Source organism: Rhodococcus sp. C3V (assembly GCF_029269915.1).
In the GTDB taxonomy this organism is placed as follows: domain Bacteria; phylum Actinomycetota; class Actinomycetes; order Mycobacteriales; family Mycobacteriaceae; genus Rhodococcus_F; species Rhodococcus_F qingshengii.
The window spans coordinates 482487-496563 of sequence record NZ_JARJBE010000003.1; the positions used below are offsets into that span (position 1 = coordinate 482487).

A 14077-nucleotide genomic window follows, 5' to 3' on the forward strand; every position below is an offset into this window, starting at 1 on the left:
ATCACTATGACACACTTCGTTCACCGGACGAAGGAGTGATAGACGTGGGCACCGTACGACCTCGCATCAGTTTGGTGCGGCTTCTCGAAGACGTGGGAACTACGGTGCTGAATCCGGTTGTCGGCGACCCGGAGGCGGTCCAGGAGATCGCCTCGGTGGTCATTCACGACCCCGACGACGACTCACCCTCGACACCGGACTCCATGGTGCTGCTCGTCGGCGTCACCGGAGGCGAACGTATCGCGGAGTCCGTGGCCGGCCTGGCCGAGCGCGGAGTACGCGTGGTGGTCGCGCGAGTGACCGCCGAGGTCAGCGATGCGGACCGCGAATCCGTCATCGCCTCGGGCGTCGTGCTGTTGGCCTTGGCGCGAGGAGTCTCGTGGGTTCAGCTGACAAGCCTGCTTCATTCGGTGCTCTCGGCCCGAAACGAAGTCGGGCACATCCACTCACGCGGAGGCGGCCCGGCCGGCGATCTGTTCGCCTTCGCCAACGCTGTCAGCGCACTTCTCGATGCGCCGATCACGATCGAGGACCGCAGCTCACGGGTCATCGCCTTCTCCGGCCGCCAGGAAGAAGGAGACGGTCCACGTATCGCGACCGTTCTGGAGCGGCAAGTTCCTGACCAGTACATTCGAGTGCTCGAAGAGGCCGGGGTCTTCGACCGGCTCTATCGCAGCGACGATCCGGTGTGGGTCTCGGCCGAGACCCTCGGTACCAAAATGGGTCGTATCGCCGTGTCCATCAGAGCCGGCGACGAGTTCCTCGGCTCCATGTGGGTGGCAACCGGTGAGCCGATGTCCGACGACCGGATGCGTGCTCTGCGCGATTCTGCCGGGTTGATCGCGCTGCAGATGTTGCGGTTGCGCGGCGGTGCCGACGCCGAGCGCCGACTGCGCGCAGACCTGATCGCAACCCTTCTCGACGGTGGGTCAGGTGCGGTCGACGCGATGAATCGCCTCGGTCTCGGGACCGGTCCCGCACTCGTGATGGCTTTGGGTCGTAGGTCTTTCGAAGGATCGTCGAAGCCGGACGATGCCGCCCACGTGGTGCGACTGACCGACGCTCTGGCCATGCACCTCGGCGCCGTCCACTCGCAGTCGGCGGCAGCCTTGGTCAACGGAACCGGCTACGCGGTGCTGTCTGTGCGAGGGCATTCCCCGGCCGAAGCCGAGTTGCAGGCGTTCCGTGTGGCCTCGGACTTCCTGGACCGCACCGGAGCGTCCGGCGACACGATCATCGGGATCGGCCGGGTCGTGACCAGACCGGCGCAGCTGAGCCGATCGAAGCGCGACGCCGAACATGCCCTCGAAGTGTTGTTGGCGGGACGAGCGTCGGGCAGCGTCGCCACCTTCAGTAGCGTCCACGTCGATGCCATCCTGTTGGAGATCGCGTCGGAAGCTGCAGCCGAAGGGTTCTCGGACCTCGGACCGATCGAGGCGATCGCCAGCCACGACGCCGCTCATGCGACCTCGTTCGTGGACACTCTCGATGCGTGGCTCAACGCGTTCGGTGATGTCGGTGACGCCGCGGCGTCATTGCACGTGCACCCCAACACCTTTCGGTATCGTCTCAGCAAGTTGAAGGGTATGGCCGCGTTGGATCTCGACGACCCCAACGTCCGCTTCCGGTTGATGGTGCATCTTCGTCTGCGCGGTCCACGCTAGCTCGAAAGCCGAAAAATGCGGGTCGCACTGATTTCTCAGCGCGACCCGCATTCTTTGTCAGTGGGTTCGGATCAGCTGTTGTTGCGAAGTGCTTCGACAGCGATGCGGCCGACGGTTCCGATGGAGGCGTCGATCTTCGGGGCGCGGTGGGTGAGCTCGTGGGACTTGGTGAAGACACCGACGGCGTAACGCTTGCCGTCCGGGTACGCCACGACGCCGGCTTCGTTTCGTACCAGTCCCAGCGTTCCGGTCTTGGCGGCGACAGTGACCTCGTCGGGGAAACCGGACGAAAGGCGGTGCGGCCAGACCTGCTTGCTCATGATGGTTCGGACCTCTTCACAAGCCGATGCGGGGCCGGCTTCATCCCTCCAGATTGCAGCCAGCAACATTGTGATCTCACGAGGAGTACTGGAATTGGAGCGGGCGGGATCCATGACGGAAATTGTCCGAAGAATTTCGATGGGGGGCATTTCCAGCAAGGTGCCCTTGTCGACGCCGAGGTCGTCGTAGACCGTCTTGAAGAGGCCTCGGCAGTCACGGACCAAGTTGGTCTTCTCCAAACCGAGCCCGCGCAGCGTTGCGACGATGTTGTCGAGTCCGAGACGCTCGTACAAGAAATCCGTGGCGGCGTTGTCGCTGAAGCTCATCATGAGCAGAGCGAGGTCTCGCCAGCTTGCAGTCACGTCGTCGGCGCAGCCGCCGATACCGATGCCGCCGGAGCGGAACTCGGCGGTCACCGTGGCGTGCTCGGTCGGATCAAGGGTGCCTGCCGCTACTTCACGGGCGTACTGAAGCACAACAGGAATCTTGAAAACGGAGGCGAGGATGACACCTTCGTCCGCGCCGTAGCCGAACTCTTCGCCGGAATCGATGTCGCGTGCGTGGACGTAGGCATCGGTCTTCGCTTCGGCGAGTACAGCAGCGATCTCCTGCTGTGCGCTCTCAACGTACGTGGCGGTTTCGGTCATTCGAGAAGCCCTTTCGTCGGTATCCATGTATCTGGGTTATTCGTGGATCTGACGATAGTGAGTCGACGACGGGGGGTCTTGTACGAATCGACGAAGGTTGGCGCACGGTTCGGTGCTGTTGCGCCGAATCATCCGGGCGTCGGGGTGTTCTCCGGATCAGGACGCATAAGTTTCGAGGCGACATCCGACCAGTTCGGCGACGGCGCTGCGTCGCTTGTCGGAGACCACGCCTGCCAACAGGAGGGTGAACAATTCGTCGATACGGTCGTTCAAATCGCTTCGTCTGGTGAGCACGTTCGAAACCAGTTGAACGCCGGTGAATGCCGAGATCACCACGCGACCCACCGATTCCGGCTCCACATCGTCGCGGATGTCGCCTTCGAGCTTCGCGGCCTCGGCCAGTTTTCGAAGCTCGCGGATCCACGCGACGTACGGGCCTTGCGAACCGTCGGCAGAGGCCAACTCGAGGGTAAGTCGGATTCCCGCACGAACAATAGGCTCTGCGACGAGTTGGCGGCCCATCTCGTGGCACACCATGACGAGCTGTTCCAGTGCCGGTGCGCCTGTGGCTGCAACTGCGGTGAAGGCACTGATCGAGATCTGGTGCTGTTCTTCGATCACCGCCTGAGCCAGTTCGTCTTTGGACGAGAAGTGAAAATAGACCGCGCCCTTGGTCATCTGCGCCGCGGACACGATGTCATTCATGCTCGTGCTGCCGTACCCCGTGACTTCGAACCGATCAGCAGCACCTTGAAGAATCTGTCGGCGACTGATCTTGGCACGTTCCTGCATTGCTCCCTTGTCCTCCGACTGTTAACACGTGAACCAGTTTTAGGGCCCTAGGTCCCGGACCAGCGACCCACGGTAGCAGCGAATCTCGTGCTCGCGCGACAGCGCGAAACGGACTGTTCGGTGTGCAATCGCAGGTCACGGTCGGTAGGAGCGACAAATGCGACCGCCGCAACCTCCGTTGGAGGCTGCGGCGGGGAGTCCAGTTATCGGCCAGCGAAATTCGGTCGAAGGTATGCGATCAACGAGTCGAGACAGTTGCCTCGAAGCCGAGGTCGCGTAGCGCCGACTTGAGCTTGGTCTGTGCCTCGTCGAGAGATTCGGGTGACGGCGAGGTGTCGGCGCCACTGATGTCGAAGTTCCCCATGTCGTATGCGGGGAAAACATGAACGTGAAGATGCGGAACTTCCAGACCTGCGATGAGGAGACCCGACCGAGGCGCGTCGAACGCCTTCCGCACGGCTTGGCCGAGGTTGCGGGCAACAGCGGTGACCTTGGCAAAGAGTTCAGGATCCACGTCCTGCCACTGATCGACCTCGGCTCGCGGAACCACAAGCACGTGGCCCTGCGTTACCGGCGCGATGGTCAAGAACGCGACGACGTCCTCGTCCTCCCACACGAAACGTCCTGGTAGATCCCCGTTGATGATGGCACTGAAGACTGAAGGCATACCCCGAGATTAGCCCGCGTCCGGTTGCCAGGAAACTCCCAGGCTGGACGCAGGTTCGTCGGAGCCGGCCCGACAAATCTAGGACGCATGACGACAGAAGCCATGCAGACCGCGGGCAGCACGGACGCAGAGGAGGTCTCCGCGACGACTGTAGTGCTGGACGTGGTCGTCCCGGTATACAACGAAGAGGCAGGCCTCGAGGCGTGCGTGCGGCGCCTGCGCCGGCATTTACGCACGCAGGTGCCATTCTCTGCACGAATTACCATCGCGGACAACGCCAGTGTCGACGGCACGTTGGCACTCGCCCGTTCCCTCGCCGAAGAATTCGACGACGTCCGGGTCGTCCACCTGGATGCGAAGGGTCGTGGTCGAGCACTGCGGCAGGTATGGAGCGACTCCGATGCCGACGTGGTCGCGTACATGGACGTCGACCTCTCGACCGACCTCAACGCCCTGATGCCGTTGATTGCTCCGTTGCTCTCCGGACACTCGGACATCGCCATCGGTTCCCGGCTGGCACGATCGTCCCGCGTGGTGCGCGGCCCCAAGCGTGAGTTCATCTCACGTAGCTACAACCTCATCCTCCGAAGCGCACTGCATGCTCGCTTCTCCGACGCCCAGTGCGGATTCAAAGCCATGCGCGTCGATGTTGCACGCCAACTACTTCCGCTGGTGGAGGACACCGGGTGGTTCTTCGATACCGAATTGCTGGTGCTGGCCGAGCGAGCGGGCATGCGGATTCACGAGGTCCCTGTCGACTGGGTGGACGACCCGGACAGTCGGGTGGACATCATTGCCACGGCAGTTGCCGACCTCAAAGGTGTGGTCCGTGTCGGGCGAGCACTGTCTACCGGTTCCCTTCCATTGGCCGAGCTCAGGGCAAGTTTCGGACGTGAACCGTTGGTTCCCGGAGTTCCACGAGGAATGGTCGGGCAGCTCTCACGCTTTGCCGTGGTGGGAGTCATTTCGACGCTCGCGTACGCGCTGCTCTACCTCGCTCTGCACTCGATCATGGGTGCGCAGTGGGCCAACGCCGTCGCATTGCTGGTGACCGCGGTATTCAACACCGCCGCCAACCGGGCCTTCACCTTCGGGATCCGAGGGTCGGAAGGATCCGCTCGTCACCAGATGCAGGGCCTGCTCGTGTTCGGGTTCGGTCTACTGCTCACCAGCGGATCGTTGTTCGTGCTCGACGTCATGGCGCCCGATGCTTCCAAGCACGTGGAGCTTGCCGTACTCGTCATCGCCAATCTTGTTGCCACAGTCAGTCGATTCATCGCACTGCGCTGGGTGTTTCGCACCGCACAATCCGTAGGAGCCAATCGATGACCGCCATTGCAGAGACACTCGCCGCGCCGCTGCCAGCGCCGGAACCGCAACGTCAGGTGCGCTGGGAACCGTGGGCACTGGGAGTGTTGTTGGTGGGCACCGGAGTCGCCTACATCTGGGGCCTGGGTGCGTCCGGATGGGCCAACTCGTTCTATGCCGCTGCGGTACAGGCAGGTTCGGTGTCGTGGAAGGCTTTCTTCTTCGGCTCCTCGGACGCTGCAAACTCGATCACCGTCGACAAGCCGCCCATGTCCCTGTGGTTGATGTCGCTGTCGGTTCGCATCTTCGGACTCAATTCCTGGGCGATGTTGGTGCCGCAGGCACTCCTCGGGGTCGGATCGGTTGCACTGTTGTGGGGAACGGTTCGACGGTATTTCGGTGCGGCCGCCGGCCTCCTCGCGGGCCTGGTACTTGCGCTCACACCCGTAGCGGCGCTGATGTTCCGGTTCAACAACCCGGATGCTCTGCTGGTGCTCCTGATGATCGCAGCGGTGTGGGCGATGATGCGCGCCGTGCAGGACGGCCGCACCCGCTGGCTCGTGTTGGTCGGTATCTTCTGCGGATTCGGTTTCCTGACAAAGCAATTACAGGTCATGTTGGTAGTTCCACCGCTGGCGCTCACCTATCTGATCGCCGGACCGCCGAAACTGGGTAAGCGCGTACTCCAACTGTTCGCGGCACTGGGCGGACTGATCGTCTCCGCCGGATGGTGGTTGGCAATCGTCGAACTGTGGCCGGCCGACTCGCGTCCGTGGATCGGTGGTTCACAGAACAATTCGATTCTCGAACTGACGCTCGGCTACAACGGGCTCGGGCGCTTGAGCGGCAACGAGACCGGAAGCGTCGGCGGCGGCGGAATGCGCGGTGCTGGTGATGCCGCGGCCGGCGCTGCTGCGGGCGGTTTCCCAGGTATGGGCGAGGCCGCAGGTGGTATGGCCGGGGGAGGTATGGCACCAGGTGGTGGGGCCGGCGGTGGTATGTGGGGGAGTACCGGCATTACCCGACTGTTCGAATCGGCCCAGGGCGGACAGATCGCCTGGTTGATTCCTGCTGCACTGATACTTCTGGCGGCTGGAATCGTGCTGCGAGGCAGTGCACCCCGCGCTGACACGCAGCGTGCGTCATTCATCGTCTGGGGGCTCTGGCTGTTGGTGACCGGACTGACCTTCAGTTTCATGGCGGGAATCTTCCACGCCTACTACACCGTTGCGCTGGCGCCGGCGATCGCCGCGCTGATCGGTTCAGGATCGGTAGTGGCGTGGCGTCATCGTGACGTCCTCTGGGTTCGCATCATTCTGGCGGTGTCCTTGGCCGCAACCGTCGCGATGGCGTGGGTACTGCTCGGACGCTCGCCTTCGTTCGTACCGTGGCTTCGCTGGACCATTCTGGTGGTCGGCATCGTCAGCGCCGTGGCAGTGCTGATGCCGGCAGTGACGCGAGGTCGATTGGCTGTGGGAGTGATTCTCGCAGCGATCTTCACCGGTCTGGCAGGTCCGACTGCATACGCGATCGACACGATCAACACTCCGCATACCGGTTCCATAGTTTCGGCCGGACCGAGCGTCGAAGGTGGAATGGGCGGGCCCGGCGGTGGCCGCGGAGGCTTCGGTGGATTCGGTGGCACGGCTGATGGCGGTAACCGTCGGACTGACGGGGCTGGGACCGGAATGCCGGGCACGCCCCCTGTAGGAATGGGTCAGATGCCCGGTGGTGCAACAGTTCCGGGCGGTACCACGCCGACCACCGACGGGACGCGAGGCGCAATGGGAGGCGGTGCCGGTGGTCTACTGCAGGGCAGCACGCCGGGAGCCGCTGTTGTGTCCGCTCTCGAAGAGAACTCCGACCAGTTCACGTGGGTAGCCGCGGCAATCGGGTCCAACAGCGCATCGGGTTATCAGCTTGCGACGCAGTCACCGGTCATGGCTATCGGAGGGTTCAACGGGAGCGATCCGTCGCCGACGCTCGCGCAGTTCCAGCAGTACGTGGCAGAGGGCAAGATTCACTTCTTCATCGCCGGCGGTGGGATGGGTGGCGGTATGAACGCCGAAGGCACCGCTACCGCCATCTCGACGTGGGTGACCGAAAACTTCACCGCCACAACGGTGGACGGAGTAACCCTCTACGACTTGACGGTTGCAGGCTGACCAACAGGAACGCACGCCAGGTCCGCATCGGAGGTGCTTCCTCCGATGCGGACCTGGCGTGACGTTGTATGCCTGAGGTTCGTCCTCAGGTTTTGAAGGTGGTGTTCGCCGGCCTGGGTTGCTGCCCGGGGTCGATCGAGGGTGGCGGGATGAACCAGGGTTTGTTGTCGGCGCCGATGCGGATTTCCCATTTCCCGACGAACCCTGATTTCCGGTGCATCAGTCGGTGGTGTGAACGGCACAGCAGGACCAGGTTGTTCATCACCGTCGGGCCGCCGTTCGCCCAGTGCCGGATATGGTGCGCATCGGTCCAGGCGGGCACGCATGTGCAGCCCGGGAACGCGCAGCCTCTGTCGCGGGCAATCAACGCAGTCCGTTGTTCGGCGGTGACCAACCTCTTTCCTGGTTGCGCATCCAAGGGCGCGCCGTGATCGTCGAGCAGCACGGTCGAGAGGAAACAATCACACCCGAGAAGCCTTGTCTGCGAAACGGACAGCGGTCCGAGCCACGGCATGTGCCCGACATCAAGATCAGACACAGCCACTCCACCACCATCAGTTGGTGTGGCGGCGCAGTCCCGATGCTCAGCCAGATCCCGAGCATTGATGTGCACGTTTACATGCGGACGCTGACCACCATCGGTACCGGTCTTGGCGCAATCGCGATAGCGGCGAATCAGTTCGGTGAACCCATCCGCAGTCCGCTTCGCCGCCGACCGAGAATCCGGCGTCCCGTCCGGTGCCGGAGTCGGCATCGTCAGACTCGACAACGCCGACAACAACATCTCACCGGTCAGGGCGTCGAAATCACCACGCACCACCACCCGACCATTCAAGGTCGACGCGATCCGCAACTCGTTGAGATCGACATCCTCGGCGGGCGGGATCTCATCGGACTCGAACAACCGCTCCAACGTCGCGATCACGTTCCGCACCTTCGTCGTCGTCGCCTCCACACCCGACGCAGCAGCCAACAACAAATCGATACAGCGCGGGAGTGCCTCCTCCGGCATCCCCTTCGGCGGTGACTCACAGAACGCCACGATCAACACGGCATGATCGAACGAGCAATCCCCGTCATCGAACCGAGCAGCCACCGCCGGAAACGGCCGCAACGCTGAACCTAACGCGGCGATCTTTTTCCCGTCCCGAACCTGCAGCATCGTGTTGGCCGCCAACCACGCACCCACCCCGCGGCTCGTGATCACCTGATCATCCGGGCGCATCGACAACTCGTCGACCACGGCCACCCGCACGGCCTCGAGGCGCAGAATCTCCGCACTCGCCTCGACAGCAGCCTCACGCAACTCCGCAGCAGTCAACTGCCACAGGCGTCCGCGCAAACCCACCGCAGAACCAGACACCACATCCGACAACAAGACACTCATTGAATCCCCCGATCCCCTGCCCAAATCATACTCGAACATACGTTCGGGTCAAGGGTCGATTTCGCAGGGGCTAAGCGCTGATACCGTCGAGGTCGTGGACCACGTCGCAGCAGGCGCCGAGTAATTCGCGATCATGGCTGATGAGTAATACACCGACGCCGGTTTCGGCGGCGCGACTCTCGATCAACCGAATGAGCGCGGCCGTCGTGGCGGCGTCGAGCATCGCCGTCGCCTCGTCACAGATGAGGTATTTCGGTTGTTGCGCCAGCGATCTCGCCAGGCAGGCGCGCTGTAGTTGGCCGTCGCTCACCTGGTGTGGTCTGCGCGACAAGAGATCGGGAGTGAGGCCCACTTCTGCTGCCAGCGCGGCCACATCGATTGACCTACTGGCAATGTCACCGGGTTGGCCGATGATCGAGGCGAGCGTCTGCCGAGGGTCGGTCGATGCGCGAGGTGACTGAAACAGCATGGACACCGTGCCGCGTAGTGCCGCGGGTACCGAGAATTTGGTACCCACAACGGGTGATCCGTCGATCCGCACTTCGCCTGACCACGGTGCATCCAGCGAAGCGAGAATCCTTGCAAGTGTTGATTTTCCGGTGCCCGAAGGCCCGGTCAGGCCGATCAGCTTTCCCGACGGAATCTCGAGCGAGACGTTCTCGAGAACTGGCCGGTTGCGACGGTAACCGCTGGTGATTCCCAGAGCTTGCAGACTCATGTCAGCCCACCTTCCGCAGCGTTCGGTACGTGCGGTCACCCAATGTGACCAGTTCGGTCGGGCCACCGGATTGTTTCGACTCCGGGCGTCGTAGGTGATAGACGCACTCCTCGGGGAGATCGGTGAGTTGCGGTGGCGATCCCGGCATGGGAGTCAAACCTCTGGAAGGTAAGGCGCCGAGAAGGTCTCGGGTGTAATCGTGAAGCGGATCTTGGAACACCAGCGCGGCCGGACCGGTCTCCATGATGCGTGATGCGTACATGACCGCAAGTCGATCCGCGACACCGTTGCGGGTAAGGGATGCCAGGTCATGGGTGACGAGCAGGACCGCCGCTCCGGCGTCCGCGCACTCTCGAAGTAATCCCATGACGTGGTCGGTGAGTTCGCGGTCGAGGTTGGCGGTGGGTTCGTCTGCGACGATCACCGACGGATTCCCGGCCAGCGCACCGGCAATGGCCACGCGTTGCGCCATGCCGCCCGACAGTTCGTGCGGGTAGCAGTCCAGGGCCGACGGTTCGAGTCCGACGCGAAGTGCCAAGGCATCGCAAGTGTGATCGCTGCCGAGTGCGTCGATCGTCTCCTGTAGCTGCGATCGCGCAGTCCGGACGGGGGTGAGATGTGTTGCGGCGGATTGTGGAACGAGAGCCACGTGCCGCCCACGGAACGCGGTGCCGGAGAAGACGTCGATCTCGAGGTCCGGTGTTCCGACGGTGACCGTTCCGGTTCGAGAAGCATTCGGCGGCAACATGTTCATGACCGAGGTGGCGATGATCGACTTGCCACACCCCGATTCCCCGACAAGTGCGGTCACCGTGCCGGCTGGAACGTCGAGGTCGATGTCGCTCGCAGCGTGAACTACCGATCCTCCGAGTAGAGGGATCCTGACGGTGAGAGATTCGATGCGCAGGCCGTGGTTCACAGTCGCAACTCCGAAGGTCGAGGTGGTGTGAGCATCGACCGCAGGGCCGAACCGGCGACGGCAACTGCGACGGTGGCGATCACGAGAACTGCGGCGGGGAATGCCAGCGTCCACCAACCGCCGAGGAGTAGAGAACTGCGTGCCTCTTCGAGAAGCGTCCCGAGACTGGGCTTGTGCGGGGGAAGGCCGAATCCCAGGAAGGACAACGTCGATTCGTGCCAGACGGCGTGGGGCAGCAGGAGAACGACTGCGATCAAAGCCTGCGGCGCCGTCGCCGGCACGAGGTGGCGCATGATCACGTGACGTCGACTTGCTCCCGCGAGAATGGCGGCGTCGATGTAGGGACGCTCGCGCAGACTCAAGATCTCGGAGCGGATGATCCGGGCCACTTGGGTCCAGTGGGTCAGTGCGATCGAAAGCACGATGGCGGCAATGCTTCCACGGAACATCGCGACGATGACGATGCCGAGCAACAGGTGGGGGAGTGCGTTGACGGCATCGGTGCCGCGCATGACGAACCTGTCCACCCAGCCACCGACCAGTCCGGCCGTAGTGCCGACGGCGACGCCGATCACCGTGGCGAGCAGCGCGCAGGCGAGTGCGATCAGAAGTGAGGTTCTGATGCCTGCAGCTATGCGCACGAATAGATCTCGGCCCGCCGAGTCAGTTCCGAACGGGTGATCGAACGACGGAGCCAGGCGAGCCGCCGAGAAGTCTGTGACTCGGTCGTCGACGTCGGCCAACCATGGGACCAACGCCGCGTACAGCGCCACGAGGATCAGCACGCCGAGGGCGATCTTGAAGCGTCGTTCAGCCATCGGTACTCACTCTCGGGTCGAGTACTGCAACGAGGACGTCGGCAAGCAGTGAGCCGAGCATGACCGTCAATGTCGTACCGACGGTGAGGAACGCGAGCAGTGCCATGTCGAGGTCACGGGCTGACGAGACGATGGCGCCGGCGATCCCTGGCCAACTGAAGACCTCTTCCACCAGCACTGCCCCGACTATCAGCTCGGGCAGTCGCACGCCGACGATGTTCACGAAAGGCGCCAGTGAGGTCGGCAGTATGTGGCGTTTCGTGATGGTCGGCGTCGGGATTCCGCGTGCTACGGCGCCCGCGACAAATCCCTCACTTTTCGAACCCACGACGGATTCTCGGACCGCGAGTAGGAGCCACGGCATCTGCGAGATGGAGAGGACCGTCACCGGTAGGACCAAGTGCCGGATCACCTGTCCCGGTGTGGGATCGGCACCCCCGTCGGTCAACCCGGCGACCGGGAGCCAGCCGAGAGTCAACGCGAAGAGCGCGATGGCACCCAGCGACAAGACAAACGGCGGAAGTCCTTGGACCACGACGCTCAGCCCGGACACGGTCTTGTCCAAGAATCCTCCACTGCGGATTCCGGCGAGAACACCGAGTGTCAGCGAGGCGAGAATCGCGATGAGGAGTGAGATACCGACCAGCAGCAGGGTCCATGGCAGACGCTCGGAGATAACTTGGGAAACAGGCTGATTGAACGATCTGGAGATCCCGAGATCACCGGTGAACACGCCCTGGAGCCAATTCCAGTACGTGCTGTACCAGGGGTTGTCGAAACCCATCTGATCGGCGATCAACGCTTTGTCCGCGTCGCTGGTCGTCATGTATCGCGTGCCCAGGTAGCCGACAAGTGGATCGAACGGTGAGATCGCGGCGGCGGCAAAGAGTCCCGCGGACACCACGGCGATCACCGGCACGATGAACAACGCCCGCCGACCGACCATCGTGAGGATGGCCTTTCGGCGGGAGTTGCCACGGTGGTCGAGCGATTGCCGCGCGTCTACCCGAACGTCGACCGCTGTCATTGCCCTCTGGCCCACGTCTGCAGTGACCACCACGGGCCCCAGGTCACACCGTGTGAGTGTGGCTCGAGTACAGGTCCGGACATCTGCCAGTCGGAATCCTTCGAAACGTACGTATGGTCGAGGAATACGAGGATGACAAATCCGGGATCCTCGACGTACGCCTGCTGCACGTCGCGATACGCGGCGTCACGCGTTGCCTGATCCAGGCTGCGGCGTCCTACTTCCAAGCCTGCGTCGACTGCTGGATTGGAGTAGTCGCTGGCGTTGTCGTAGATGCTGCCGACCCCGGGCGCTATGTACTTCGAGTTCAGCGCGTCGTACGCCTGCGTGTCTGGATCGAAAGGTTCGTCTCCACCACCGAGAAGCGTCGAATCCTGGTTGATTCGAGGGTCTATGCGGTCCCAGGAGAGCGCTTCGAGATCCACTTCGATGCCGACAGCGAGAGCATCGGAGGCAAATGCCTGAGCGAGATCACGTCGAACGGTGTCGACGGAGTTGTACATGATCGTGAACTGCGCCCGCTGACCGTCTTTCGAACGGATTCCGTCGGCACCTTCGATCCAGCCCGCTTCGGTGAGAATTCGCTCGGCCTCGGCCGGGTCGTAGGCGAAGGTTGCGTTCGGGTTGTACGAATCGCCGTAGACCTCGGGGATCGGAGTGGCGGCGACGCGGCCGTGTCCGCCCAGGACGTTGTCGATCATCGACTGGCGATCGGCGGCGAGGTTGAGCGCCATCCGTACGGCTTTGTCGCCTGCCACGGGATTGTTCGTCGGAAGTGAGAGACCGCGCCAGTCCGCTGACTGATGGGCAGTCACCGACATGTTGTCTTTGCCTGAGAACGTATTGGCAAGCAGTGGAGGGAGATTGGTTCCGTCGATCTCGCCGGATACCATACGTTGGGCGCGGGTGTTGTCGTCCGGAACGTAGAGGAGAGTGAGCTTCTTGATCTCCGGTGCACCGTCCCAGTAGTTCTCGTTCGCCTCGAAGACCGCTCGATCCGGTGAGAGATCGACGAGTGTGTACGGACCCGTACCGACAGGCGCGGTGTTCAACGGCGATTCGGCGGCCAGTCCGGGTGTCGCGAGGGATTCCGACGGGACCATGCCGATCAGCATCTTCGTCAGCAGGGGCGCATACGAGTAGGCGAGACGAAACTCGACTGTGCTGTCGTCGACGGCCACGACGTCGCTGATCATGTCGTACGACGACCGCGCTTCGGAGGCGGAAGCCGGATCGAGGATCGCCTTGTACGTGGCAACCACGTCGTCGGCGTCGAAGGTCGACCCGTCGGAGAAGGTGACGCCGTCACGTAGCTTGACCGTCCAGACTGTCGCGTCGGCATTGGCAGTGGGCATCTCCGCGGCCAGAGACGGCTCGAATCCCGGCATGCCGGTCCCTCCGGTGAGCCGGACGAGGCCGTCGTACATCTTGGCCTCACCGGCAGCGCCGAAGCCTGCGACCGGGTTGTAGCCGCCCAGCTCGTAGCCGTCGGCCAAGACCAGGCCGTCGTTGTTGCCCGAGGAGTCGGTGCCAGTCGGGCTACTGCACGACGTGATCAGAAGTGCGCCGATTGCGGCGGTTGCGGTGAGCGTCAGAACGCCTGGTTTGTGGAGTTTCACGGGTGTCCTTTCCTTGGTGGACAGG

12 protein-coding genes are annotated in these 14077 nt (G+C 62.9%); 3 read left to right on the plus strand and 9 right to left on the minus strand.

Translation table 11 applies throughout. From position 1 onward, the window contains the following. The first annotated feature begins 44 nt into the window (after nt 1-44). On the plus strand, nt 45-1664 hold the full coding sequence (locus P3G66_RS11150; protein WP_058039306.1) for a helix-turn-helix domain-containing protein: 1620 nt from the start codon (nt 45-47) through the stop codon (nt 1662-1664). Between the two features lie 71 nt (nt 1665-1735). On the opposite strand, the gene P3G66_RS11155 is transcribed toward P3G66_RS11150, so the two are convergent. The 3 genes from P3G66_RS11155 to P3G66_RS11165 all read right to left on the minus strand — a co-directional run bounded on the left by P3G66_RS11155 (nt 1736) and on the right by P3G66_RS11165 (nt 4091). Next, on the minus strand, nt 1736-2632 hold the full coding sequence (locus P3G66_RS11155; protein WP_007734380.1) for a serine hydrolase: 897 nt from the start codon (nt 2630-2632) through the stop codon (nt 1736-1738). Between the two features lie 156 nt (nt 2633-2788). Further along, nucleotides 2789-3424 carry a ScbR family autoregulator-binding transcription factor gene (locus tag P3G66_RS11160; RefSeq protein ID WP_007734383.1) on the minus strand — a complete coding sequence of 212 codons (636 nt, stop codon included), beginning with the start codon at nt 3422-3424 and terminating at the stop codon, nt 2789-2791. A 238-nt stretch (nt 3425-3662) separates the two neighbouring features. Further along, nucleotides 3663-4091 carry an HIT family protein gene (locus tag P3G66_RS11165; protein WP_042449536.1) on the minus strand — a complete coding sequence of 143 codons (429 nt, stop codon included), beginning with the start codon at nt 4089-4091 and terminating at the stop codon, nt 3663-3665. Nucleotides 4092-4193: 102 nt separating this feature from the next. On the opposite strand from P3G66_RS11165, the gene P3G66_RS11170 reads away from it, so the two are divergent. Together P3G66_RS11170 and P3G66_RS11175 are read left to right on the plus strand one after the other, a co-directional pair. Further along, on the plus strand, nt 4194-5420 hold the full coding sequence (locus P3G66_RS11170) for a glycosyltransferase (RefSeq protein ID WP_230359881.1): 1227 nt from the start codon (nt 4194-4196) through the stop codon (nt 5418-5420). Beyond that, the gene (locus P3G66_RS11175) at nt 5417-7564 is read left to right on the plus strand and encodes a glycosyltransferase family 39 protein (protein ID WP_276116540.1); all 2148 of its coding nucleotides are present in this window, start codon (nt 5417-5419) and stop codon (nt 7562-7564) included. The genes P3G66_RS11170 and P3G66_RS11175 overlap by 4 nt, the downstream gene beginning before the upstream one ends. 85 nt (nt 7565-7649) lie before the next feature. On the opposite strand, the gene P3G66_RS11180 is transcribed toward P3G66_RS11175, so the two are convergent. The 6 genes from P3G66_RS11180 to P3G66_RS11205 form a co-directional block, all read right to left on the minus strand. Next, nucleotides 7650-8951, minus strand: coding sequence for an HNH endonuclease signature motif containing protein (locus P3G66_RS11180; protein WP_276116541.1), 1302 nt, complete (start codon nt 8949-8951; stop codon nt 7650-7652). A 70-nt stretch (nt 8952-9021) separates the two neighbouring features. Continuing rightward, nucleotides 9022-9669, minus strand: a complete 648-nt coding sequence (locus tag P3G66_RS11185) for an ATP-binding cassette domain-containing protein (RefSeq protein ID WP_064443151.1) — start codon at nt 9667-9669, stop codon at nt 9022-9024. Nucleotide 9670: 1 nt separating this feature from the next. Then, nucleotides 9671-10588, minus strand: coding sequence for an ABC transporter ATP-binding protein (locus P3G66_RS11190; RefSeq protein ID WP_064443152.1), 918 nt, complete (start codon nt 10586-10588; stop codon nt 9671-9673). Continuing rightward, nucleotides 10585-11406, minus strand: coding sequence for an ABC transporter permease (locus P3G66_RS11195; RefSeq protein ID WP_020906350.1), 822 nt, complete (start codon nt 11404-11406; stop codon nt 10585-10587). Before P3G66_RS11195 ends, P3G66_RS11190 begins: the two co-directional genes overlap by 4 nt. Beyond that, complete coding sequence (locus P3G66_RS11200; RefSeq protein WP_082654891.1) at nt 11399-12433, minus strand: ABC transporter permease; 1035 nt, start codon at nt 12431-12433, stop codon at nt 11399-11401. The genes P3G66_RS11195 and P3G66_RS11200 overlap by 8 nt, the downstream gene beginning before the upstream one ends. Continuing rightward, nucleotides 12430-14052, minus strand: coding sequence for an ABC transporter substrate-binding protein (locus P3G66_RS11205; protein WP_065456111.1), 1623 nt, complete (start codon nt 14050-14052; stop codon nt 12430-12432). Before P3G66_RS11205 ends, P3G66_RS11200 begins: the two co-directional genes overlap by 4 nt. Between the last annotated feature and the right edge of the window lie 25 nt (nt 14053-14077).